This window comes from Larkinella sp. C7, from assembly GCF_006149005.1.
Classification (GTDB): domain Bacteria; phylum Bacteroidota; class Bacteroidia; order Cytophagales; family Spirosomataceae; genus Larkinella.
In genome coordinates this window covers 164,768-188,522 of record NZ_VBSL01000001.1, presented here as the reverse complement: position 1 = coordinate 188,522, position 23,755 = coordinate 164,768, and the positions used below count along the sequence as shown (strand labels likewise).

General features: G+C 51.4%; 24 protein-coding genes. 12 read left to right on the top strand and 12 right to left on the bottom strand.

Annotated elements, in window-relative coordinates:
- Nucleotides 1-4 precede the first annotated feature (4 nt).
- The 4 genes from FH871_RS00775 to FH871_RS00760 are packed head-to-tail and all read right to left on the bottom strand — an operon-like array spanning nucleotide 5 to nucleotide 3,736.
- A complete protein-coding gene (locus FH871_RS00775) occupies nucleotides 5-994 on the bottom strand; it encodes a hypothetical protein (protein ID WP_138989441.1) in 990 nt (329 codons plus the stop codon).
- Nucleotides 995-1,024: 30 nt separating this feature from the next.
- Complete coding sequence (locus FH871_RS00770) at nucleotides 1,025-1,912, bottom strand: outer membrane beta-barrel protein (RefSeq protein ID WP_138989440.1); 888 nt, start codon at nucleotides 1,910-1,912, stop codon at nucleotides 1,025-1,027.
- A gap of 15 nt (nucleotides 1,913-1,927) precedes the next feature.
- Nucleotides 1,928-2,755, bottom strand: a complete 828-nt coding sequence (locus tag FH871_RS00765; protein WP_138989439.1) for a hypothetical protein — start codon at nucleotides 2,753-2,755, stop codon at nucleotides 1,928-1,930.
- Nucleotides 2,756-2,788: 33 nt separating this feature from the next.
- The gene (locus FH871_RS00760; RefSeq protein WP_171062722.1) at nucleotides 2,789-3,736 is read right to left on the bottom strand and encodes a caspase family protein; all 948 of its coding nucleotides are present in this window, start codon (nucleotides 3,734-3,736) and stop codon (nucleotides 2,789-2,791) included.
- A gap of 104 nt (nucleotides 3,737-3,840) precedes the next feature.
- Between FH871_RS00760 and FH871_RS00755 the strand changes: the two genes are divergently transcribed.
- Nucleotides 3,841-4,698, top strand: a complete 858-nt coding sequence (locus FH871_RS00755) for a hypothetical protein (protein ID WP_171062721.1) — start codon at nucleotides 3,841-3,843, stop codon at nucleotides 4,696-4,698.
- Nucleotides 4,699-4,716: 18 nt separating this feature from the next.
- Here the strand turns inward: FH871_RS00755 and FH871_RS00750 are convergent, their stop codons facing one another.
- Entirely contained in the window at nucleotides 4,717-5,343 is a 627-nt protein-coding gene (locus FH871_RS00750) for a DUF1684 domain-containing protein (RefSeq protein WP_138989436.1), read from the bottom strand.
- Between the two features lie 242 nt (nucleotides 5,344-5,585).
- On the opposite strand from FH871_RS00750, the gene FH871_RS00745 reads away from it, so the two are divergent.
- From FH871_RS00745 to FH871_RS00715, 7 genes are all read left to right on the top strand, one after another.
- Complete coding sequence (locus tag FH871_RS00745; RefSeq protein ID WP_138989435.1) at nucleotides 5,586-5,954, top strand: FdtA/QdtA family cupin domain-containing protein; 369 nt, start codon at nucleotides 5,586-5,588, stop codon at nucleotides 5,952-5,954.
- A gap of 75 nt (nucleotides 5,955-6,029) precedes the next feature.
- Entirely contained in the window at nucleotides 6,030-6,635 is a 606-nt protein-coding gene (locus FH871_RS00740; protein WP_138989434.1) for a riboflavin synthase, read from the top strand.
- A gap of 55 nt (nucleotides 6,636-6,690) precedes the next feature.
- Nucleotides 6,691-7,479 carry a PASTA domain-containing protein gene (locus FH871_RS00735; protein ID WP_138989433.1) on the top strand — a complete coding sequence of 263 codons (789 nt, stop codon included), beginning with the start codon at nucleotides 6,691-6,693 and terminating at the stop codon, nucleotides 7,477-7,479.
- A 128-nt stretch (nucleotides 7,480-7,607) separates the two neighbouring features.
- Nucleotides 7,608-9,386 (top strand): T9SS type A sorting domain-containing protein, encoded by a 1,779-nt coding sequence (locus tag FH871_RS00730; RefSeq protein ID WP_229316908.1) that lies wholly within the window; start codon nucleotides 7,608-7,610, stop codon nucleotides 9,384-9,386.
- A gap of 42 nt (nucleotides 9,387-9,428) precedes the next feature.
- Complete coding sequence (locus tag FH871_RS00725; protein ID WP_138989431.1) at nucleotides 9,429-9,737, top strand: rhodanese-like domain-containing protein; 309 nt, start codon at nucleotides 9,429-9,431, stop codon at nucleotides 9,735-9,737.
- A gap of 195 nt (nucleotides 9,738-9,932) precedes the next feature.
- Nucleotides 9,933-10,133 carry a hypothetical protein gene (locus FH871_RS00720; protein WP_138989430.1) on the top strand — a complete coding sequence of 67 codons (201 nt, stop codon included), beginning with the start codon at nucleotides 9,933-9,935 and terminating at the stop codon, nucleotides 10,131-10,133.
- Nucleotides 10,115-10,510 carry a type II toxin-antitoxin system VapC family toxin gene (locus FH871_RS00715; RefSeq protein ID WP_138989429.1) on the top strand — a complete coding sequence of 132 codons (396 nt, stop codon included), beginning with the start codon at nucleotides 10,115-10,117 and terminating at the stop codon, nucleotides 10,508-10,510. The genes FH871_RS00720 and FH871_RS00715 overlap by 19 nt, the downstream gene beginning before the upstream one ends.
- 34 nt (nucleotides 10,511-10,544) lie before the next feature.
- Here the strand turns inward: FH871_RS00715 and miaA are convergent, their stop codons facing one another.
- Entirely contained in the window at nucleotides 10,545-11,465 is a 921-nt protein-coding gene (gene miaA, locus FH871_RS00710) for a tRNA (adenosine(37)-N6)-dimethylallyltransferase MiaA (protein WP_138989428.1), read from the bottom strand.
- A 102-nt stretch (nucleotides 11,466-11,567) separates the two neighbouring features.
- Here miaA and FH871_RS00705 point away from each other — a divergent pair, with 102 nt between their 5' ends.
- Nucleotides 11,568-12,251 carry a DUF4230 domain-containing protein gene (locus FH871_RS00705; protein WP_138989427.1) on the top strand — a complete coding sequence of 228 codons (684 nt, stop codon included), beginning with the start codon at nucleotides 11,568-11,570 and terminating at the stop codon, nucleotides 12,249-12,251.
- A gap of 1 nt (nucleotide 12,252) precedes the next feature.
- Entirely contained in the window at nucleotides 12,253-14,271 is a 2,019-nt protein-coding gene (locus FH871_RS00700; protein ID WP_229316893.1) for a M1 family metallopeptidase, read from the top strand.
- Between the two features lie 102 nt (nucleotides 14,272-14,373).
- Here FH871_RS00700 and FH871_RS00695 read toward each other — a convergent pair whose 3' ends face one another.
- Both FH871_RS00695 and FH871_RS00690 read right to left on the bottom strand, forming a co-directional pair.
- Nucleotides 14,374-15,834 (bottom strand): BNR-4 repeat-containing protein, encoded by a 1,461-nt coding sequence (locus FH871_RS00695; protein ID WP_212768189.1) that lies wholly within the window; start codon nucleotides 15,832-15,834, stop codon nucleotides 14,374-14,376.
- Nucleotides 15,835-15,838: 4 nt separating this feature from the next.
- The gene (locus FH871_RS00690; protein ID WP_306439222.1) at nucleotides 15,839-17,371 is read right to left on the bottom strand and encodes an NFACT RNA binding domain-containing protein; all 1,533 of its coding nucleotides are present in this window, start codon (nucleotides 17,369-17,371) and stop codon (nucleotides 15,839-15,841) included.
- 240 nt (nucleotides 17,372-17,611) lie between these two features.
- On the opposite strand from FH871_RS00690, the gene FH871_RS00685 reads away from it, so the two are divergent.
- A complete protein-coding gene (locus tag FH871_RS00685; RefSeq protein ID WP_306439221.1) occupies nucleotides 17,612-18,796 on the top strand; it encodes an AGE family epimerase/isomerase in 1,185 nt (394 codons plus the stop codon).
- Between the two features lie 6 nt (nucleotides 18,797-18,802).
- Here FH871_RS00685 and FH871_RS00680 read toward each other — a convergent pair whose 3' ends face one another.
- Both FH871_RS00680 and FH871_RS00675 read right to left on the bottom strand, forming a co-directional pair.
- The gene (locus FH871_RS00680; protein WP_138989425.1) at nucleotides 18,803-19,564 is read right to left on the bottom strand and encodes an MBL fold metallo-hydrolase; all 762 of its coding nucleotides are present in this window, start codon (nucleotides 19,562-19,564) and stop codon (nucleotides 18,803-18,805) included.
- A gap of 63 nt (nucleotides 19,565-19,627) precedes the next feature.
- Nucleotides 19,628-20,005, bottom strand: coding sequence for a response regulator (locus FH871_RS00675; RefSeq protein ID WP_114405595.1), 378 nt, complete (start codon nucleotides 20,003-20,005; stop codon nucleotides 19,628-19,630).
- Nucleotides 20,006-20,397: 392 nt separating this feature from the next.
- Between FH871_RS00675 and FH871_RS00670 the strand changes: the two genes are divergently transcribed.
- The gene (locus tag FH871_RS00670) at nucleotides 20,398-20,838 is read left to right on the top strand and encodes a hypothetical protein (RefSeq protein WP_138989424.1); all 441 of its coding nucleotides are present in this window, start codon (nucleotides 20,398-20,400) and stop codon (nucleotides 20,836-20,838) included.
- Between the two features lie 6 nt (nucleotides 20,839-20,844).
- On the opposite strand, the gene FH871_RS00665 is transcribed toward FH871_RS00670, so the two are convergent.
- Nucleotides 20,845-21,510, bottom strand: coding sequence for a Uma2 family endonuclease (locus FH871_RS00665; protein WP_138989423.1), 666 nt, complete (start codon nucleotides 21,508-21,510; stop codon nucleotides 20,845-20,847).
- Nucleotides 21,511-21,555: 45 nt separating this feature from the next.
- The gene (scpA, locus tag FH871_RS00660; protein ID WP_138989422.1) at nucleotides 21,556-23,736 is read right to left on the bottom strand and encodes a methylmalonyl-CoA mutase; all 2,181 of its coding nucleotides are present in this window, start codon (nucleotides 23,734-23,736) and stop codon (nucleotides 21,556-21,558) included.
- Nucleotides 23,737-23,755 lie beyond the last annotated feature (19 nt).

Here is a 23,755-nt window from a genome sequence, read left to right as displayed (position 1 = left end):
TAAGTTACCGGCCTAAATTGGGGATAAAATTAGATTTTGTCAGGTGTATTTGCCCGGAGTTCTTGCTTGGATCGACCGGACGGGCGTGGCCATTTTCGGGCTTCTGAAATTCATAAATCAGTGCCGTGACGTGATAACCGCTTCCGTAGGGTTGCCTGCCGATTGCCTCCGGCAGAAAATCTCCTCCCCGGTTGAGCCAAGCCTTCGCGATGGGCAAGTCCGGTTCAGAGGAGCTGGGCGGAGTCATTACGTTGGTTACCAGAAAAACCACTACCCGGAAATGGCCGGTTGCCGACGTAAAAAGAAGGCGCAGGTAATTGCCAAGATCAAACTTTCGGAGGGGCTGCACCTGCAACGACCAGCGTTCGGCCGGATCGGCTTTTGGTGCACCATCCGGCTCAATCTGCTCAATCTGGTTAACCATCGCGAAGCCGTTTGGAATGAGGTAATAAGAAGAACTTGGATAGTGGCTTTTTTGCAGGGCGGCCGAAAGCTGCTTGTCGACCTGCGAGAGCGTGCGGGCGGTTGCGAAATAGCGGTCTTCAAGGGTATACCGGGCGGAAGGTTGCGGAACCGGCCAGGGGAACATCGGCAGCGCGTTTTGATCGACGGTTTGGGCATCGCCCTTGTCATTTTCGATGGCGACTTGCTTCCCTTCACCGGTCACCAGATCAAACGAAAGGGCTACATCACCGGTCAATTGGAAAAAGGCGTAGGAGCGCACTGGCATACCGGAGTAGGTAAACGTCAGCGTGTCTGTGCGCAGGATCAGCAATTCATATTTGCCAACCCCATCCGTCCGGGTGGTTTTGCCGGATCGTTGGGCTGATATCAACACCCCGGCCCGCGGGTGGTAACTTGAATCGACGGTTCCTTTTACAATAACGAACTGCGTTGCACTGTCGGGCTGGACCTGTGCAGAAACGCTTCCGGCCAGTAGACTTATCAGAATTATCACCTTTGTAATTATCTGAAAACCAGGCGTTTTTTTCATCGATTGACGTTTTTTAAGTTCTGAACGTTTCTAGATAATAGAGCGGATTCCCAGTGTAATCGTATCGAAAGCACCGGAATTTTTCCCCAGCAGATACCGGGTATAAAAAACGTTGACGCCGATTCGCAGCGAAGGCTGAACCTGCAAACCGGCTCCGAGTTGGGTGCCGAAGGCGGTGAGCCGGGTAGATGTTTCGCCGGTTTTGCCAAACGACATTGCGTGGGTCATCACACCCAGCAGGCCAATGGTGGGCTTTAACTGGTATTGCAACACCGTTGTGACTGGTAGGGATAACGATCCGGAAAGGTTATTTTTAGGAATGGCATACCCTATACCCGCTTGGGCATAGAGATAAATATATGGACCCAGGTCAAAAACCGTCACCACCTGAAGCCGGAAACTCGTCTGGCTTTCGCGCGGTTTGTAAATCGGTTGGTAAAGAAACCCCTGTACCACAAACTGGCGGGCATCCGGAATGCCTTTGGGCTTCCACCGAAACCGCGCTCCGAGGGTATTGAAGGAACTGGCCTGCGACAGTGCCGAGTCGCTACCGAAAACTTTCCAGGGCGCAGAAGCCGGGTCGAGGTCTACTCGAAACCGGTTGTAGAGCAGGTCAAGGCCCAGGTTAAACCGGCCCGATTTAGATATACCGTAGGTGACCTGAAACAGGTCGCTGAAGGTGCTGACCCGCGCGTTGAGCTTTTCAGGCCGGGATTCACCGTTGAAAAGCCGATTTGTGGTCTGAAGCGCGGCTGTATTGTTGAGTTCCACATAGCCCTGGGGCAACAGAACCGCCGATACCGTCGGATTCTGGAAAGGTTCGGTATACAACGAATCGAGCCGTTGTTGGCGGCTTTGCTGCGCAGAACCACTCGTAACCATCAGCAAGCCTATACCGAAAACGAAGAGGATTTTCACGGGAATTTTTGGTTGTCACTGGCAGTTGGTACAGGGTTTAAACTCGGCACAAAGCTGTGCGGGCTGCCCGTAAAACCCAGAAGGTGGATTGGGATAAGGGTTGCAAAGTTTCAGCGTCTGACCATCCGCAACTGAATATCCGATGATACTGCCGCCACTTGCTTTCTTCACCATATTACCCAGAAAAGTCGTTCCATTCATGACCATGATGACCATACCGGTGTATTCCTGACTGTTCTTTTTTAACTCGAATTTCAGCGTTACCTTCTCGTTCGGGTATACTTCATAGCTGGAGCCCGAAATCTGTTCGACAGAATAGTATTTTTCACAGGTTGCTCCGGCAGGGGCACCAACTGGTACGGTGCGTGTATGACGTCGATAGATTAGACACGATCCATTGAGACAGTACATAAACCACTGCGGAGAACAGGCATCACTGTAGTAACCCTGCACCAGGCTGCCGACGTTTACACCCACATTGTCGGCTGTTAATACTCCGCTGGTGATCAGGGCCATGTCCTTCCATTCGCCCTGCCCGTTCTGGTTGACTACGCAGATTTTGCCAGCAGTCGTGCCCATCGGCACTTTGAAAGATAACTCGTCGGGAGCCGTGCGGATGAAGTCACTGGCCGGAATCGTCGTATTGGCCAGTTTGACCGACGTGACGGTCAGAAAATTTCGCCCTTTCAGTGTTAGGGCCGAACCCGGAATTAAACCGTTTGGGATCGCGGTTTCAATAACGGCCAGCGGTTCGGCTGAATCGGAATCATTATCGCGGTCTTTGCAGGTAGTGAGTCCGGTTAGCAAGCCGAAACAGACTAGTAAATGGTAGAGTGCTTTCATAAGAGACGGTGAAAATTGTGGTTCTGGTTGGTTTTAGTAAGCTACGAAAAGAAAGCCGCCCTCGGCTTCGCTGGTAAACGTCAACTGCGGATTGTCTTTTGCGAGATGCGGTATCAGTTCAGAAATGGATACGGTTTTAGTCGTACTTTCGGTGGTGTCCGATAACTTTTGCAGCAAACTTTTTGCAAACGGCGAATGCTCCCCTTTCCGCCCACCCCGCACTACGTCCAGGCTACCGGACGACAGGTACAGCCGGGTCTGGTCCTTTATGACGCAGGAAAAATAAGCGTTCAGGTCTTTGCGCCATTCCTCGCAGGCGGTTGGCTTCAGTGGACCATCTCCGCCTGACCGCGAAGTGTGGCTGATGGCTCCTCCATAGCAGGTATCCAGTATCAGCAGGATATGCTTGCACTTGTGCCGGTCTACCAGGCTTTTTAGATAAGCCATTGGGAAATAATTGTTTTGATCATCTTTGTCGGAATCCTTCATAATCAGGTAACCTTGCCCGTTGTCCTGTTCACCATGCCCCGAAATGTAGATCAGCAATTGTTCGTTCGGTTGCCAGCTTCGTTTGTTCAGTTCCTGTAGTTTGATTTCAAGTTGGCGACGAGTCGCATTCAGAAGCAGGTCCGTCCGAAACCCAAACCGGTCTTTCAGGATTTTGCCGATTTCTGCAGCATCAAAGGTGGCGTCGGGCAGATCCCGAAACCGCTCGTCGTCGTATTTCTCATTGGCAACCAGCAGAACATGGCTGTTCGGGCCCAGCCGCCGGTTCGAGAGCGGTCGGATATTGAAATGGTATGGGGGACTGGTGGTGCTGATCGCGGTCGAATGCACGGGGGGGCGGGGGCCGGTTTTTCGAATATCAAACCGGAAGGGTGGACTGGTTGCCTCAAATTCCGAGGTCTGGGCGAAACCGGATTGCCCCTCCGTCAGCACCAGTAGCAAGCACAACTGAATTACCAGGAGTTGGATCTTCATACCGGTCGATAAAAAGTTGTACAACTTGTAGATTCGATGTATTTCCTTCGATAGGAAATTATAAATTCCTGACTGGTAAACTGTTAATCTATTTATTGATCGGTATGAAAAAGCTGTTTTGGGGAGGGCTTTATCTCGTAATGATGACGCCGGTCTATGCCCAGCACATCGAACAGATTCGGGCTTTCGCATCTGGAGATACCATCCTTATCTCGTATGATCTGGTGGGAGGATCACCCAGCCAATCCTATAAAATTCGCGCGTCCTGCTGGGATGGTATCGGAAAGACGGAGCTAAAGTCAATTCAGGGCCTCACGGTCGTTAAACCGGGCCGCAATCACCAGCTTAAGTGGCGGGTTCTGAATGATATGGAAATTGGGCTGGTGGGCGACTCGATTACGTTCACCCTGGCTGCAAGCGAATATAATCCGCCAATTGGTGGGTGGAATGATAAGTCCCTGACAATTGAAGACCGGAAAGCAATTCTGATTATGGATTTAACCAGTCAGATCGATGCGTATTTAAATGAAGTCTATAATACAGCGAAATTGTTCCGTGGGTATTCCGATGGTGCTGTCACGGGTCAATCGGCTCTCAGAAATCTGGATGAGCAGCGCAAACTATTGAATGCTGCTTACAACACGCTTCTGAAAAATCGCCGGACGTTTGAATTAACCGTCCAGCAGCTATGGAAAGACGAGACAAAAACCGCTATTGCCGAGACGTTTTTTACAACTATTTTGGATAGAATGCATCGTGAGCATATACTCCCGTTAAATGATGACGTATTGCCCAAAATGTACGATTACAACACGTTTGGAAACAAAGCTTACAGAAATAAGCAGCTTTTAAAAAACATTCAAACGCGAGCGCAAGTCCTGACCGATCCGTTATTAACTCACAAGATTGAAACCGCCCGAAATGACGCCAGGAATTTATATAGCGTTAGCCTAAAACAGTGAAAACCCCACAGGAAAGGCTCATTTTTCAACATATTTCTCCCCCGCCCGAACGGCGACCGGGAGGCTGTTTTCGGCTGGGGGCAGCGGACAGGCATACTCGTGGTTATAAGCGCAATACGGGTTGTAGGCTTCGTTAAAATCGATCACCAGGCGGTTTTCCTTCACGTCGTCGGGACTGAAATCCAGGTAGCGCCCCCCGCCGTAGGTTTCCTTGCCACTCGTTTGGTCTTTGAAGAGAACCGACAGCGTATTCTCGTGTTTGAGCACGAGCAAACGGCACAACTCGTCGTTGATCGTAAAAACCGCATGGGCGTATTTTTCATAGACTTCCTCACTGCCATCGGTCAGAGGAACCACCAGTTTCTTTTTGTCGGCAAAAGGCTCCAGCCGGGCCGAGACGCGGTAGGCCGGATCGGGGTTGAAATAAACCAGGCTTTTGAATTTGGTTTTATCGGTAAAGGGCGACTCGCTGCTCGTTCGGAAAAATTCCTCTTTGTCTTTCCGCTTCTGGAGTACTTCCAGGCGATAGGATTCCGGGTTGGTCACCGCCGGCGTGTCGGTATTCCCGGCGTCGAAAAAAGAATAGTAGATGATCGCCAGCACAATCAGGAACAGGCCCACCAGCAAAAAACGATTCCGAAGCATAACAGGATGGTTTTGAGCCGTGAAATTACAGATTCAGGACGGGTTTTTGCAGGGAAATTACATTCCTTTTACAGCTTCATTCGATGGTTGGTGTCATAAGTGAGCAAAAACAAGTCGCCAGAACCGGAAAATACCGTGCAGGAAGGGTGCTTTTGGGGTTTCACTCAAAAGGCTTGTTTTGTTAAAATTTTGCCAAATTTCTCAGTAGTTTAACGCCAAATTGACGCGAGTAAAGGGAAAATATGGCTCAACTTTTGTTTTTGGATACGTTTGAATCCGATTCTGGAAATTTGACAGTGATTGAAAAAATTATGCCGGGATCGATCAAACGCGTTTTTTACATCTACGAAACTGAAGAAATGCTGCAAATTGGTCGTCGGTATCACCAGGCCTGGCACGCGATTCTGTGCCTGAACGGAAGTTGCCGGATCCAGGCGATGAGCGGGTCGCAGTCGACCCGGTTTGTGCTGGATGATCCGCAGAAATGCCTGCTTCTGGAGCCCGAAGACTGGCATCAGATTGAGGAACTGACGAGCGGTGCTTTCCTGCTGGTAATCTCCAATGAATATGATGACCCCGCCGATTACGGACCCGCAAACTTCAATCCGTGAATCCGCCGAAGGAATTCTTCGTCGCTGCATCCTGTTCATCCCTTAATCTATGTAATCCCAGTTCAAGCTTGTGCTATGTTTACCGGAATCATTGAAGCGACCGGCGAGGTGACCGACATCACCGCCGAGGGTACCAACCTCACCTTCCATCTGCAATCCCGAATTGCCCCCGAATTGAAAGTGGACCAGAGTTTGAGCCACAACGGCGTTTGCCTGACGGTGACGTCGGTAAGCGGAGACACGTATACCGTTACGGCGGTGGAAGAAACGCTGAAGAAAACCAATCTGGGGCAGGTTAAAACCGGCGACCGGGTCAATCTGGAGCGGTGTATGCCCGCCAACGGCCGGTTCGACGGCCATATTGTTCAGGGCCACGTCGACCAGACGGGAATTGTTACCGGTATTGCCGACCAGAATGGAAGCTGGCTGTTCGATTTTCAATACCATACCTTGTCTGATGATCCCAAAGAAAACAATATTACCGTTGAGAAGGGGTCAATTTGTATCAATGGCGTCAGTTTGACCGTTTTTAATTCGGAACCGGATTCGTTTCGGGTAGCCATCATTCCCTATACCTACGAACACACAACCTTTCGAGACCTGAAGGTGGGCGATGTGGTCAATCTGGAGTTCGACGTGGTGGGGAAATACATAAAAAAAATGCTGGGCCTGTATCAATAACCGCCCGGCAAACCGCTAATATTGTGGTTTAACCCAGCGATCATACCTTGATTTCATGACGAAAATCAGCACCCGTTCGACGACCGACCTGCTTACCCATATAGGGATTATGCTCGGATTGGTGGCCGTTCTGTTTTTAGGCTTTTTCTTCCTGTATCTCCCGTTTACTACCCACCACGGTCAGACGATCACGGTTCCGGATCTGAGCCGGATGAATACGTCGGAACTGGAGGATTTTTTAAGTGATCATGACCTCCGGTTTGAAGTGGAAGATTCTACTTATGTGGCCGGTGCCGAGCCGCTGACGGTGGTTTCGCAATATCCCAAACCCGGTTTTAAAGTCAAAGAAGGACGAAAAATCTACATCACCATTACGACCGAAAATCCGCCGATGATTCCCATGCCCAAGCTGGTGGATCAGACGTACGTTAGCGCGCAGTATGCCCTGTCGAGCAACGGGTTACAGATGGGGAAACTGAAATACGTTCCCGATCTGGCGCAGGGTACGGTTTTGCAGCAACTCTACGAAGGCAAGGAAATTCTGCCGGGTACGCGGATTGCCAAAGGATCAAAAATCGACATTGTGGTGGGCGACGGCCTGGGCAATACTATGTTTGCCGTTCCGGACGTTGTAGGGAAACCACGCGACGAAGCCGAAATGTTAATTCGGGGATCAAATTTGCAGGTTGGCACGATTCTTCCTGTAGAAGATCCTGAGAAGGAAGTTGGCACGGTGGTTCGCCAAAACCCGGCTGCCCGACCCGGTGCGACCATTCGCGTGGGCGATGTGATTGACCTCTGGGTGGTTGGTCCGGTCGAAAATGATGATACGCAGGAAGAATGAAGCACCCTATAGCAAGCATCAGACGGGTTTTTTGTCATCCATCGGCTGTTGCCGGCTGGCTACGGTTGGTTAGTCATGCATGTAGCCCGGCGGTTTTTTATAGTCTGGTTTTCGCAGCTATTGTTGGGTTGCCGACCGCTTCCGCGCAGATTCGGGTTGTCCCGATTGAATCTTTTCCGAACGCCCTTCCACCTTCCAAACCGGTAGCCGCCGGAGCCCGCATTCAGGCGCTGAAACTGCCCTTTTTCGACGATTTTGCAACGGCGGTTGACCGGCCTGACCCGGCATTGTGGCAACCCAGCAACGTCTACATCAACAACACACTCCCCATCAACCACCCTTCGCTGAACGTTGCCACCTTCGACGGATTGAAAGCCAACGGAACTCCCTACGATTTTCTGGACCAGGACGCGAATGGGCCAACCGATACGCTGACGGCCAACCCGATCGACCTGGCGGGAACGTCGGCTGCGGATGCGATTTTTCTCAGTTTTTACTGGCAACGCAAAGGCCTGGGCGAACTGCCCGACGCCGAGGATTCGCTGCGGCTTCAGTTTCTGAACAATGCCGGAACCTGGGAAACGGTCTGGAAACAGGAAGGGGATACCGCCAACAATAATTTTACGCAGTCGTTCGTCGCCGTCGACCAGGCCCGGTTTCTGCACGCAGCCTTTCAGTTCCGGTTCGAGGCCTTTGGCCGGACGTCGGGTGCATTCGATACCTGGCACCTGGATTACATTTATATGGACAAGGGCCGGTCGGCTACCAATCTGTATATCAAAGACATTGCGACCCGGCAACCGGTTTCTTCGTTTCTGAAACGCTACTCGGCCATGCCCATGAAGCAATACCGACTGAACCCCGTGGGTGAAACCGCCGATACGATCCGAACAGACATCGTCAATCTGTTCAATAACTTTAACTTTACGACTTTCCGAACGGTTGTCAAAGACCAGCTAAGCGGTACGGTTTTTCAGCAATACCAGTCACCGTCGGAAGGAATTGCTTCGCTGAGTTCGCAGCCGAAAACCGTAAAACCACAACCGCTGCCCGCCAGTTTTACGGGAGAGAAAGCGTGGTTGCAAACCCAGTTTGCGGTTCAGACCACCGATACGATTCCCGGCGTCAACCTCCGCCGGAACGACACGATTGCGTCGGTAACGGTTTTGGACAATTATTATGCCTACGACGATGGCACCGCCGAAGCCGCCATTCAAAATACCCAGCGGCAGGGGCGGGTGGCCATGCGGTTTTTGCTGAACAAGCCCGATGCGGTGTCGGCGCTCCAGGTAAGTTTTGCGCCGGTGAAAACGAATCTCACCGGGCAGGTGGCGGTTTTTAGCCTGTATGCCGACGACCGGGGAAGACCGGGGCGAGTGCTGTATCAAAAGGCCGCCGTCATCAGTTACGCCAATTCCCGCAGCGGTTTTGTTGAAATTCCGTTCGAGTATAGCGTGGCCGTTACGGATACCTTCTACGTTGGGTGGACGCAGGTGAGTGAAGACTATATTGTGGCCATTGGTTTCGACAAAAACAGCCCGTTTGGTAATCAGGTATTTGAAGGCCGGGGATCTTCCTGGGACCCCAACAATCCGGGCGGGGTGCCGATGATCCGGCCGGTGATGGGAACCGGAAAAGACGCGCCCATCACCGGGATTGAGGATGACGCGGAAGCCATATCCCAACTGCTGGTGTTTCCGAATCCCAGTTCCGGTGTGCTGATCTGGAAAAACCCGGCCATTCAGCAGATTGAAATCCTCGACCTGAACGGTCGGCTGATGGTCGATGCCCGTCCGGCGGCTGGGCAAAATCAGCTAAACGTCAGTCAGTTAGCGGACGGTTTTTACCTCGTTCGGCTGTCAGATGGCAAAAAGACCGTAGTCCAGAAATTAATTATCCGAAAGTAACCCTACTTTTGCCTTTCTGATGAATGACAAAACACGATTGACATGGACATTACCGTACAGGAACTTAAAGAACGATTAGACAAAGGCGAAAAAATCAACCTGATCGACGTTCGCGAAGAATACGAATTTGACGAAGATAACCTGGGGGGAAAACTGTATCCGCTCGGCAGTCTTCCCAGCCAGATCGATGAACTGGAAGAGTTGCAAGACGAAGAAGTTATTATCCACTGCCGGTCGGGAGCCCGCAGCGCCCGCGCGCAGCAGTTCCTGGAGCAGAACGGTTTTTCCAACGTCCGCAACCTGATCGGCGGCATTCTGGCGTACCGGGAAAATGAGCGGAAATCGCAATAAGTGTTGAGGAATATCGAATAATGAATATTGAATAACGAATAGCGAAGCAGGAAAAGAGAATCGAATACCCCTATTTCGCTATTCGTTATTCAATAGTATTCAACTAACCAAATAGCCATTTTTATACAAAAAGCGGTTTTCTTGATTAAGGTATGGATTTAGTATTTTTGACTAGTCACCCCAAAAAAAGTTGTTATGGAAACCATAGAAATAGAACTTACTAATCAAAAGGCACTGAAACTTTTGCAGGATATGGAAGAGCTTAATCTGATTAGAGTTATAAAAAGAAAGCAAAAGGTGTCGTCTCTGCGTGGTAAAATACAAACTCAGATGAACGAAAAAGAAATAGACAACCAGTTAGCAACGCTACGCGACGAATGGCAGAGGACTATTTAATTGATACCAGTGCTGTAATCAAGTATTTGAACGGAACGTTGCCAGACAATGGTCTTCTGTTTATAGATGAAATAGTAGATCGAAAAAGTTGTGTTTCATTTGTGTCGGAGATTGAACTTCAAGTGTGGAATCCTACCAATCCCGAAGACCTTGAAGTTTATCAGGCTTTTATAACCAATTCAACCGTAGTTGGTATTTCTCCCGCCATAGTAAGCGAAACCATACGGATTCGCAAAGACTTTAAAGTGAAACTACCCGATGCCATTATAGCCGCCACTGCGCTCATAAATGGCTGGGTACTTATCGCAGACAACGATAAAGACTTCAAAAAGATAATCGGTCTAAAGTATATCAATCCGAGGATGCTTGCCATTTAAATTCACAAAAAGCCAATTCCTCCCAGAACTGAATTTACTTCGCTATTCGATATTCAATAAACTTCACGATTTCTTCTTCCTCCTCCGCTCCAAACCACTGGTAATTTCCCTGATTGCGGAACCACGTCAACTGGCGTTTGGCATAGCGCCGGGAGTTGCGTTTGAGGAGTCGCACCATTTCGGTCGTGTCATACACACCATCCAAATACCCGAAAACTTCCTTATAACCAACGGTTTGCAAAGCGGTGAAATGCCGGTAGGGCAGGAGCGAGCGCGCTTCTTCGATCAAACCGCTGGCGAGCATGGCATCCATCCGGCGGTCGATGCGGTCGTAAAGCTCTGCCCGTGGGCGATCCAGCGCAATGAAGACCATCTGAAAGGGCCGGGGCGACGAAGAACCCGCAACTTCCTGTTTTCGGAAAGACGAATAGGGTTTTCCTGAACTCAAGCAGACCTCCAGCGCCCGGATCACGCGCTGCGAATTTTGCAGATCAGCGGTTTCGGCATACGTCGGATCCAGCAGCCGGAGTTGTTGCTGCAATGGCTCCAGCCCTTCGGTTTCGAGCCGGTTCATGAGTTCGTTACGTAGCTCCGGATCGGCTTGCGGAACATCGTCGAGGCCAAAGCAGACCGCGTTGATATACAGCCCCGTTCCGCCCGACAAAATCACGACGTCCTTTGTCTGAAACAAGTCATCCAGCACCGCCAGGGCTTCCCGCTCGTATTGCCCGGCACTGACCGGGTTCATAATGCTGTGGGAGTCAACGAAATGGTGCCGAACGCCCTGCATTTCCGCTGCGGTTGGTTTGGCGGTTCCGATGTTGAGTTCCCGGTACAACTGCCGCGAATCCGCCGAAACAACGTCGGTTTGCAGCACCTTCGCCAACCGGACGCACAGACTGGTTTTTCCGACGGCGGTGGGGCCGGCAACGACAATCAATAATTTATTCGTCATGGAGTAGAAACCAAATCCCCTTTTTAGCGTCTTAAAGGAAAGCAGGCCCTGTTTGGTAGAACTGCAAAAGTCTGTACCTTTCGTCAACTATCCAACTCTTCTATGGAGTCTTCGAATACGTTATTCATTCTCATCACGCTGCTGTTGGGCGGTTTTGGCGGTGTCGCAATCTCCAACTGGTGGCGCAAAAAAAAGGCGAATCCGATCACCGACGTTCGCAAGGAGTCCACGATTTTGCTGGACCGGATCGAGAAAGTCTTTAAAGTGGTGATGGCCGAAGGGTATTTTACGGAAATTCTGAGTTATCAGGACGATAAAAAGTTTCTGTATTTCATAAACGACCCCAAAAAAGCGTTAATCATTGCGAAGGCCAAAGTGCTGGTTGGATTCGACTTTGCGAAGATCCGGTTTCGGCAGCCGGAGTCGGGGGAGAAAAAGCTCATCATCGAATCGTTTCCCGAACCACAGGTGCTGTCCATCGATACCGACTACAAATTTTACGACATCGATCCGGGCTATCTGAATCACTTCCGGAGCGAGGATTACACCCGGCTGCTGGACGAATCCAAACAAACGATGCTCGATCGCGCGATGGAGAGCGATTTACCCCGGATTGCCAATAACCAGATTCAGTTTATGATGTACCAGTTGGCCGAATCGATGGGCTGGCAGCTCGAATTACCCGAAGCAGAACAGCGCAAACTGACCGAATTGACACAGCAATACGATTCATTGAAAGCCGAACCCAAGGCGTTGCCGGGGGATATTCTGGATGAAGAAGACTAGCATGAACACACATTTCGCTGAAAAAATGATCCGGAAGCAGGTTCACGCGGTGGTCCTGTTTTTATTTTGCCTCACCGCGTCTGCCCAATTACCCGACAATGGCGTTGCCACGTGCCAGCATACACGCCTGAACTATTTCGGGTCGCTGGCGAAAACCAGCCGGTCGGCGCGCATTCAATACCCCGGCGATGCAACCATCGACGTGACCTATTACAAACTTGACCTGAACATCACCTACACGCCCAATTACCTGCGCGGAGCTGCGACGATCAAACTCACCAGCACGGGCGATAACCTTAACCGGTTTTTTCTGGATCTGGCCAATGAAATGAAGGCGGATTCGGTGAAAACCGGTACGCAGAAACTCGCGTTTTCGCAGGAAAACAACCAGCTTTCCATTACGCCCACCCAGCCACTGGGCAAAGGTCAGACGCTGACCGTAACGGTTTTTTACCAGGGCAAACCGGGTGCAACGGGTTTGGGAAGCTTTACGTTTGGTACGCATGGTTCACAAAATCAACCGGCTATCTGGAGTTTGAGTGAGCCCTACGGTGCCCGCGACTGGTTTCCCTGTAAAGATTCCCCCGCCGACAAAGCCGATTCGTCGGATGTCTGGATTACGGCCCCGAAGCAATTTGTTTCGGTTTCGAACGGTCGGCTGGAACGGGTCATCGACAATGCCGACAGCACCCGTACGTACCGCTGGCGAAACCGCTATCCGATTGCCAACTATCTGATTTCGGTGGCCATGTCGAATTACGTTCTCTATGAACAGAGGTTTCGCTCATCGCCCACGGATTCGATGCCGGTCACGCATTATCTATACCCCGAAGCCCTGACCGACAACGTGCGAAAGACGCTTGATCAGACCACGGCCATGCTGGAGGTGTTTACGAATTACTTTGGGCCGTATCCGTTTCTGAAGGAGAAATACGGCCATGCCCAGTTTGGCTGGGGCGGAGGGATGGAACACCAGACCATTAGTTCGATGGGGGCTTTCAACACCGATCTGATTGCCCACGAACTGGCTCATCAGTGGTTTGGCAACAAGATTACCTGTAAAACCTGGGAACACATCTGGCTCAATGAAGGGTTTGCGTCCTACGCGGAAGTGCTGTACCGGGAATCCGTCGGGGGAACTCCCGCGCTTCGTTCCTACATGAATTCCTACATGCTGCTGGCTCGCCGGGCACGCGGGACGCTGTTTGTGCAGGATCTGGCCAATGTAAACAACATCTTTGATTCCAACCGGACGTATTACAAGGGCGCTACCGTTCTGCACATGCTTCGGGGCATCGTGGGCGATCAGAAATTCCGGGAGATTTTGCAGAAATATGCCGCTTCGGAGTTTGCCTACAAAGCTGCTACCACCGAAGATTTTGCCGCCATTGCGTCGCAGGTATACGGAAAACCGCTCGACTATTTTTTCAAGCAATGGATTTACGGCGAGAATTACCCGACCTACCGCGTGAAATGGAGCAGCGGAGCCCTGGCGGGTCAAGCCAATCAATACCGGGTGAGCCTGCGGCTGGAACAAACCACCGGCACGGCCAACCCAACTTTTTTCACGATGCCAGTCCCGGTTTTGGTGAAAACATCGGTGGGCGATACGCTGATTACCGTCGTGAACAACAGTGCCGATCAGACGTTTGAGCTTACCGTGAAGGGGCAACCGACTGAAATTCAGATTGATCCGAATGGCTGGATTTTGAAGCAGGTCGAAGTGACGGAAGTCATTACGGCCCTGAACGACCCGGTTCCGGTGACGCAACTGACGGTTTTGCCGAATCCTGCCCGCGATCAGTTGACGGCTCAAATCGATGTGGCCGGAGCGTTTACGGGGCGGCTGGTGTTGACCAATTTGGCGGGACAGGAAGTCGTTACCCTGTCCGAACGGCCTTTTACCAGCGGACGGCATACGGTTACCTGGCCGGTGCTTGACCTGCCGGTCGGACGCTATAACCTGACGCTGACCACCGGCGACCGGCGGCTGACGAAAGCGGTTTTAATAGCTAAATAAGAGGAATGTAAAATATCGAATGCTGAATGTCGAATGTAAAAGTAGCCTGACGCTATTCACTTTTACATTCGACATTCAGCATTCGATATTTTACATTTGAACTTAATTTTTTCCCACCAGCACTGGTTTTTCCATCTCCGCTTTCATTTCCGCCGGGAATTGAAACACCTGGCCTTCCCGGTTGCAGAAATAGAGAAAAGAAGCCGACGGTTTTCGGGCGTTGCCATCGGCCCAGAACGCGTAAAAACCGGGATGGGCCACCACGGGGCGACGGGGATAGGCATGGTTGCGGACGCTGTTCTGCGTAACGGCTTTCACGGTTTTCCAGGACTTTCCGGCATTCCGGCTTTCCAGGATGGTGAGTTCTCCGCCCGTGCCAAACGGCTGCGGCCCGGCTTCGAAGGAGCCGATGATGCGCCATGTATTGCCTTCTACCACCAGCGACGCCATGTCGTAGTTGTGATCCGATTGCGCCACGGCGTGGATCGCCCATTGCTTGCCGGTCCAGTGGGCTACCTGCCATTCATACGGGCCGTTCTGGGGTCCCGGTTCCGGGCCTTTGCTGCTGACATACAGAATGATCGGTCGGTTGGCGGCATCGTAGTTGACATCGCTGATGTATACATTACGGCCCAATTTCCGGTAGTCTTTCACCAGGGCTGCGTTGAGGGTGTCTTTGAGAGGCAACTGAACCGGTTTTCCATCGGCGGTATGCCAGCTTTTGCCAAAATCATCGGTTTCGACGTAATAGACATTGGTTCGGTAATCGAGTCCGGCACCGACTTTGGTGTTGGGGTGGTAATTAAACGCACTGCCAATCCTGCTGCCCCGCTGTCCGCTGCTTTGGTAATGGCCTTCCTCGATGGTCGCAATATCCTGCCAGGCCGACCAGGTGATGCCGTCCGGGCTGGTGATGTAGGAAATCGTCCGGCGGGGTTTTTTGGCGCCGTAGGGTAAAACGCCCCGGTCGTAATGGGTCATCAGGTTGAAAAAACCGCTGCCGGGCTGGTAATACGTTTGCAGGTAAGAGAAGTTATTGAACGGAACGGTTTGCCCGTTTTCATCCCGGCGCGTGGCTTCCATGCGGTCGAAGGCGCTGATGTCATACGGTTTCCGGCTCCGGTGAATGAACGACGGACGTTCGGTGCCGTGCGAAGTGGAAAAAAGCCAGATGTATCCCTGACTATCCAACTGAATAACCGGGTTGTCGTGTGCATCGCCGGTTTGTTTGTTCAGCACCAGCGTGGGGCGCGACACCATGCCGGTTTTGTGATCGAAGAACCCGACCATATGACACAACGCGCGGGAACTGGAGTCGGTGACGCCCCCATAACAGAAAAACGTGCGCCCGACCGTCGGGGCGTAAACTGAGAATGGATAGTGATTGGCCGGATACGTTCCCAAACCGCCACTGTATTTGTACACATAGTCGTTTTTGGTGTCACCAATAAAATACCAGATGCCGCGGTAGCCGGATGCTTTTTGATTGAGCGTTTCAACCTGAGCGTAAACGGAAATGGAAGCCAGAAAACTGGTGATAAGCAATATACTTCGGAACATCATGGGGTTAAACGGTTTTGAGCAGTCCTTCATCTTTCGGTACAACCAGAATTACTTCTTCTTTTTCTACTTTTACCTGACCAGCCGCCAGCCCTTTGGGTTTGCGGACGAATTTTTTGGGTGTATAAATAACCGGGCAGAGCGAATCCGTCCGGCGTTTGGAATACCAGGCCGCCAGTTCAGCCGCCCGTTCGATGACGGTTTTGGGAAACGTCTTCCCGGCTTTGTATTTAATCACGACATGCGAACCCGACACGTCGCGGGCGTGCAGCCACAGATCGTCTTTGTAGGCGTATTGCTGCGTCAGCAGATCGTTGTTTTTGGAATTGCGGCCAATCAGAATCACAAAACCTTCGTGAATCACCTGTTTGAATAGAGGTGCGGTTCCATCAGCGGCTTTTTCTTCGTTGATCGGATTCTTTTTCAGGTATTTCCGTAACTCCCGCAGCGATTCCACCGGCTGAATCAGGTCGATTTGTTTCTGAAGCTGTTGCACTTCCAATTCCCGGTTTTCGATTTGTTCCTGAAGAATACCGGTTTCAATTTTCTCGTTTTTTGCTTTCCGGTAATAGTGTTCAGCGTTTTTCTGGGGACTGAGGTCGGTTTTGAGCTTGATTTTAATCGGTTTGTTCCGGTAAAAATCTTCCAGCTCCACCACCTCCGGCGAACGCGCTCCCGGACTTTCGGGAATTTGGTGCAGGTTGGCCATCAGGATGTTGGCAACTTCCTCATTTTTAACTGATTCATCCAGTCCAATGAGCCGTTGGAGGTTGGCGTCGATGGACGCTTTGGTGCGTTTCAGCCGCTTTTCCAGTAACCGCAGGGCTTCGCCTTTTTCGCGTTCCAGTGTATTCTGCCCCATGAAGCTGGCGAAAAACCGGTTGCTGGCTTCGAGCGGATCGGTAAATTCCTGTCGGATGGGGTCGCCGAAGGGCAGGAGCGAGAGCGCGGGTTTGTGTTGAAACGTCGTGAGGTAAAAGCGCGGTTGTTCCAGTTGCCGAACGGTTTCCTGAATCAACGCCCACTTTCCGCTTTCGTCTTTTTCGTTGATGCCTTTCTCCGCCAGATACGCATTGACGAGTTTCCCGAAGGTCGGAAACAGCTTCCGGTGGTCGAAACCGCTTTGTTGGTAGGCTTCCCACGATTGATCGAGCGGCCGGTCGAGGGCCGACAGCACGAGTTGCGTGTCGGCCGCCAGTTTGTTGTTGAACAGGTCGATCACTGCATCGTCCGAAAAGATTAACAGATTGGGGCGGTTTCCGAAGAATTTGAACAACAACGTAAAACCGCCTTCCAGCGTAATCGCCAGACAGCGTTCGTTCAGAAACGAGCGGACGTCAATCACCGGCTGATCATACAAATTCTCGAACAGATCGACGCTGTTGATGCGGGCGCGCTGGATGGTTTCGGGAAACAGCAGGCCCGAAAAATCGGGTCGGAGGGTGGCTTTGATGAAAAACGGCCGGTAAAAGTTAACTTTCCCCCGGGCGTGAGCAAACACCAGCACCAGTTCGTCCCGATCCTGGCTGAAACATTCCATAAGTTTCAGGCCAACCAAATGTGGTTTCAGGGCAGGAGCAAGCTGACGGAGAAAATAATAATTGGTGTGCATAGGATGCAAAAGTACCGGAAATTAAGGTTGGCCGCGAAAAGAATAGCGAATAACGAACACTGAATATCGAATATTGAATAGCGAAGTAGGATAATTCCGTTCATTATTTCGATATTCGTTATTCGATGTTCACTATTCGATATTTCTTTATACTTTCCTAACCTTTTTATGATTGACCTTAGAGCGATCCGTCAGGAACTCAATCAGGAATTAAAAGACATTCTGGCCTATTGGCAGAAATACGGCCCCGACCCGGTTGCGGGGTATTACGGTCAGGTCAATTACCAGAATGTGCCAAAAACCGATGCCGCCAAAGGCATTGTGCTGAACAGCCGCATTCTGTGGACGTTTGCCGCTGCCGCCCGGCACATGCAGCACGACGAATACCTGCCCTACGCCGAACGGGCCTACAACTACATCGAAAAATACTTTCGGGACAAGGAACACGGTGGCGTGTACTGGGCCGTCGATTACAAAGGTGAGCCGCTGCAAACTTTCAAGCAACAATACGGTCAGGCGTTTGCAATCTATGGCTTGAGCGAATACTACCGGGCCACCAAGCACCAGCCCGCCCTGGATTTTGCCAGAGAGATTTACGGACGCATGATCAAACACGCCTACGATCCCAAACGGGGCGGTTTTTACGAGTCGATGACCTGCGACTGGTCGGGCATGGCCGACGACTACGTGATCAGCAAAAAAGACAATCACGAAAGCAAAACCATGAATACGCACCTCCACATTCTGGAGGCATTCACTAATTTATACCGCGCCTGGCCGGACAAGGGGCTGAATCAGCACATCCACGGATTGATCGGCAATTTTGAAAAATACATCGTCGATCCGAAAACGTACCGGATGAATCTGTTCATGGATGATGACTGGAAGATCCGCAAAACCGCCATTTCCTACGGCCACGACATCGAAGCGTCGTGGCTGCTGGTCGAATCGGCCGAAGCCCTCCACGACGAAGCGTTAATCAAACGCATCAAGACGCTTTCCGTCAAAATGGCGCGGGCGGCTGCCACCGGTCTGGAAGCCGACGGCGGGATGAACTACGAGTATGATCCCAAAGAAAACCATGTAAACCGCGAACGCTCGTGGTGGGTGATGGCCGAAGCGATGGTCGGTTTTATGAATGCGTATCAGTTAACGAAAGAACAGCAGTTTCTGGATAAGTCGCTGAAAACCTGGGATTTCATCAAAACCTATATGCTCGACAAGAAGAATGGCGAATGGTATAGCGGCATCGACGAAAACCACAAAATACTCGGAAATACCAAGATCAGCATGTGGAAATGCCCGTATCACAACGGCCGGGCGTGCATCGAAATGGTGGACCGGTTGGGGTGAGATCGCCTACAGCTCAATTTTTAGTCCGTCGTATCCCAATCGGATCGACGGCGGCAGTCGTTTTTCGATCTCCCGGTGAAGACCAATTTTGTGGCTCATGTGGACAAAATAGGTTTGTTCCGGCCGAATCCGTTCGACCAGCGCGAGGGCCTGTTCGAGCGTGAAATGGGAAATATGGGGCTCGATTTGCAGGGCATCCAGCACCAGAATCCGGGTTCCATACACCTTTTCCAACTCTTCGTCGGAAATGTAATTGAGGTCGGTCAGGTAGGTGAAGTTGTGAATGCGGTAGCCAAAAACCGGTAACCGATGGTGTAACACGTCGATCGGTGTAAATAGAACCCCCTCAATTTCAAACGGTTCATTCCTGATCTCGTTCAGTTGCAGGCGCGGAATGCCGGGGTATTTTTTTTCGGCGAAGATGTAGGCGTATTCGGTCTGGAGCTGGTTCAGGACGCGCTGGTGGGCATAAACGGGAATATCCTGCCCCTGCAGAAAGTTGTAAGCCCGAACTTCGTCCAGCCCGGCGGTGTGGTCCTTGTGTTCGTGGGTAAACAGCACCGCATCGAGCCGTTGGATGCCGGTGCGCAACATCTGCTGTCGAAAATCCGGGCCGGTATCGACAACGAAGCTTTTTCCATCAATGTCAAGATGAACGGAGGTCCGCAACCGTTTGTCCCGGAAGTCAATCGAGCGGCATACGTCACACGCACAACCAATCAGCGGCACACCGGAGGATGTTCCTGTTCCGAGGAGCGTAACAATCATAAGGATTGAAGGAAAGAAAGGTGGAGGAGTGATTTAATAGACACCCCTCCATCTCTTCACACCTTATTTATCCGTTAGCTGATTCACGACTTCGACCAGCCGGTCGAAGTTCAGCGGTTTCACCAGCACATCGTTGAAACCGGCGGTTTTAAATTCTTCCTCCGTATAATTTTTCGCGTTTCCGGTGATGGCTACAACGGGAACCGCGGCTTTTTCCTTGTCGTCGAGCGCCCGCACCCGGCGTACGCACTCCATGCCATCCATCACGGGCATGTTAATATCCAGCAGGATGATGCTGAAATCTTCCTTTTCCAGAATTTGCAAGACCTGCTCCCCGTTTTTAACGGAGGTGATGTCGTAATTCTGGAATTCAAGAATTTTACGGGCAAGGTTCTGGATAACGGAGCTGTCTTCGGCAATCAGTACTCGTTTGGTAGACATAAAGTCAATGGCTTGTGGTGAACTGTATCTTCACAGGAAGTTTGGACAGGTGAAATTAACGACTATTCCAATAACACAAAAAAAATGTTCGTGTACAGTCCCTACTTAATTTCGTTTATCAGACGATAAAGAGGTGACTTTGAATTATTTCTTGTCTAGTTAAATTTTTTAAATGAAAAATGCTATATAATTCTATCCCTTTTGTATTTTTACTTTACGTTTATACCTACGTGTTGGTTGTGTTTGAATGGCTACTGGCTTTCGGTTGAGACCCGGTTTTACCGGATTCGGTTCTGCGATTTGCCCTGGCTGCCCCGTGCCTGAACTGCGCTGTGAGATTGTGTTGATTGTACTTCGGTTTGCCGCAAACAGACCGCCTGATATTCTAACCCATGAAACTGACTGGCCCCGAAGCTTCTTTTGAATTGGATATTCTTGACTATGAATACAGCGATTCGCAGTACTTTATGGATCGTAACTGGCTGTTGATCAGTTTGAAAACCCGGTATCGAAACAAAGAATATACGACGACGGCCCCCTTGTTATCGACCTGGGAAATTGAGTTGTTGATCAACTGGATGCGCTCGGTGGCTTCCCAGAGGGAGCTTTCACCCCGGCTTTCGTTTGTAGAACCGTGCCTCGGCTTCAGCAATTCATCGAAAGGCTTGAGTGGATATTCATTCGGGATCAAGCTTGACCAGGAAGCCGCGCCGGATTGGTACAGTGATCCGAACAAACCGTTCTGGTTATCGGTCAGCCCCAACAACGATGAGTTGGAGCGGGCTATTTCGGATCTGGAAGGGCAATTGGGGCGTTTCCCGGTGCGGGACTGATCGGTATTACTCCCTGATCAACGCTTGCAGGGTGATCAGGTTTACATCTTTATCGAAAATAGCCCGAACCGGAATCCGGAAACCGGGAATCGTCAGACTTTCGAGGGTATCATCCACAAAGAGAACCGCAGCTTCTTCAAAAGCCATCAAATCCTCGTCCAGTTTATATTGTTCCAGCGACTGACGAACCGGATCGATCATCCAGTATTCCCGGACGCCATGCGCGGCATAGTCTTCGAATTTGATGCCTCTGTCACGGCCCGTAGTGGTTCGGGAGAGAATTTCAACAATAAGATCCGGGGCGGGATGTTCCATCTGATCATCGTAGAACGATGCCGCTATTTCTTTGTTCCAGTAGCAGATATCGGGTTCGTAGTCGTTTCGGGACAAGGCAACCAGCGCCTTTTCGGTATTCACTTCACCTAAATCCTGTTTGTTAACATAGACTTTTAACAGCATCAGGAGGTTTTCACTGGCATTTAAATGTTGTCGCTTAACCGGCGAGTGCATCACAACCACACCATTGATAAATTCCGCTTTTACATCATCGCACAGCCACTCCCGGAATTCTTTACGCCGTTTTGCTTCGTCGTCCAAAATAGCCTGTGCCCGTTCGATAACCAGTCTGGCATCCGGCGCTTCCAGTAAATCAGCAACCCGGCTTGTGATCATAGCGAAAATCAATTTTTATAAAAATACGAAAAAACGGTTTACGATCTAGGGCTGATCCAACCCGGGCATCAGCTCCTTCAGTATTTTCTGAGCCGCTATTGAAATAACCGTTCCCGGCCCGAAAACGCCTTTAACCCCCGCATCATACAGAAACTGGTAATCCTGCGCGGGAATGACGCCCCCGGCAATGACCATGATGTCGTCACGGCCAATCTTTTTCAATTCTTCGATCAGTTGCGGCACCAGCGTTTTATGCCCGGCGGCCAGGCTTGACACGCCCACGAGGTGGACGTCGTTTTCGGCAGCTTGCCGGGCCACTTCTTCCGGTGTCTGAAACAGCGGCCCCATATCCACATCGAAGCCCAGGTCGGCAAAGCTGGTGGCAATAACCTTGGCCCCGCGGTCGTGACCATCCTGGCCCATTTTGGCCACCAGAATTCGCGGACGTCGGCCTTCCCGCTCGGCAAACCGGTCGGTGAGCTGACGGGCGAGCCGGAAGTTTTCATCATCCGACACCTCGGCGGAATAGATGCCCGACACGGAACGAATGGTGGCCTTATGTCGGCCAAATGCTTTTTCCATAGCGTATGAAATTTCTCCTAACGTAGCCCGGTGGCGGGCGGCTTCGATGGCGAGGGTCAGGAGGTTGTCAGACATAGACGCTGTTGCGGATTGCAACGTTCCGGCGTTCCGGTCTGAACGAGCGGCTGCGGTAATCGCTTCCAGCGCGGCTTCCACTTTGGACTGATCCCGCCGGGCTTTCACCTCGTTAATCCGCCGGATCTGTCCTTCCCGAACGGCCTGGTTATCTACTTCCAGCACTTCCAGTTCCTTTTCTGAATCGGGACGGTATTGGTTGACGCCGACAATGACATCTTTACCGGAATCGATCCGGGCCTGTTTGCGGGCAGCCGCTTCCTCGATGCGGAGTTTGGGCAGGCCGGTTTCAATCGCTTTGGTCATGCCGCCTAGGGTTTCCACTTCCTGAATCAACGCCCAGGCTTTCTGAATCAATTGATCGGTTAACGATTCGACATAATAGGAACCGCCCCACGGATCGACAACGGACGTTACATCGGTTTCATATTGCAGATAAAGCTGTGTATTTCGGGCAATCCGCGCCGAAAAATCGGTGGGCAGCGCAATGGCTTCGTCCAGCGAATTCGTATGCAGCGATTGCGTATGCCCCAGCACAGCCGCCAGCGCTTCGACACACGTCCGGGCCACATTGTTGAACGGGTCCTGTTCCGTCAGGCTGTAGCCGCTGGTCTGGCAGTGGGTTCGCAACGCCAGCGATTTGGGATTTTTGGGCGCAAATGGTTTCACCAGCGTGGCCCAAAGCACCCGGGCTGCCCGCATTTTGGCGATTTCCATGAAATGGTTCATACCGATTCCCCAAAAAAACGACAGACGGGGCGCAAAATCATCGATGCTCATCCCGGCCTTTAAACCGGTTCGGATGTATTCCAGGCCGTCGGCCAGCGTATAGGCCAGTTCGATATGGGCAGGTGCGCCCGCTTCGTGCATGTGGTAGCCGCTGATGCTGATGGAGTTGAATTTGGGCATGTAGCGACTCGTATACGCAAAAATGTCGCCCACCAGCCGCATCGACGGTTCGGGCGGGTAGATGTAGGTGTTCCGTACCATGAACTCCTTCAGAATGTCGTTCTGAATGGTGCCTGCCAATTGCTCCGGCCGGACGCCCTGTTCCTCAGCCGCCACGATGTAAAATGCCAGAATGGGCAAAACCGCCCCGTTCATGGTCATCGATACCGACATCTGATCGAGCGGAATCTGGTCGAACAGCGTTTTCATGTCTTCCACCGTGTCGATGGCAACCCCGGCTTTGCCCACGTCACCCACCACGCGCGGATGGTCGGAATCGTAGCCCCGGTGCGTCGCCAGATCGAACGCAACGGAAAGCCCTTTTTGCCCGGCCGCCAGATTCCGGCGGTAGAACGCATTGGACGCTTCGGCGGTCGAAAAACCGGCATACTGGCGGATCGTCCACGGCTGGGTCAGGTACATGCTGCTGTAGGGGCCGCGCAGAAAAGGCGGTATACCAGCAACGGAACCCAGATGCTGGGCGTCGGCAAGGTCAGCAGCTTCGTAGTGTGGTTTTATCTTGATGCCTTCAGAGGTCACGAAAGGGCGCGACGGGCTAACTGACGAGGGAAGGTTGTCAGGTGTCGTTTGATGATGTGGCGTATTGAAATCAGGTCTCATACCGGTTTTCTCGTCTGGA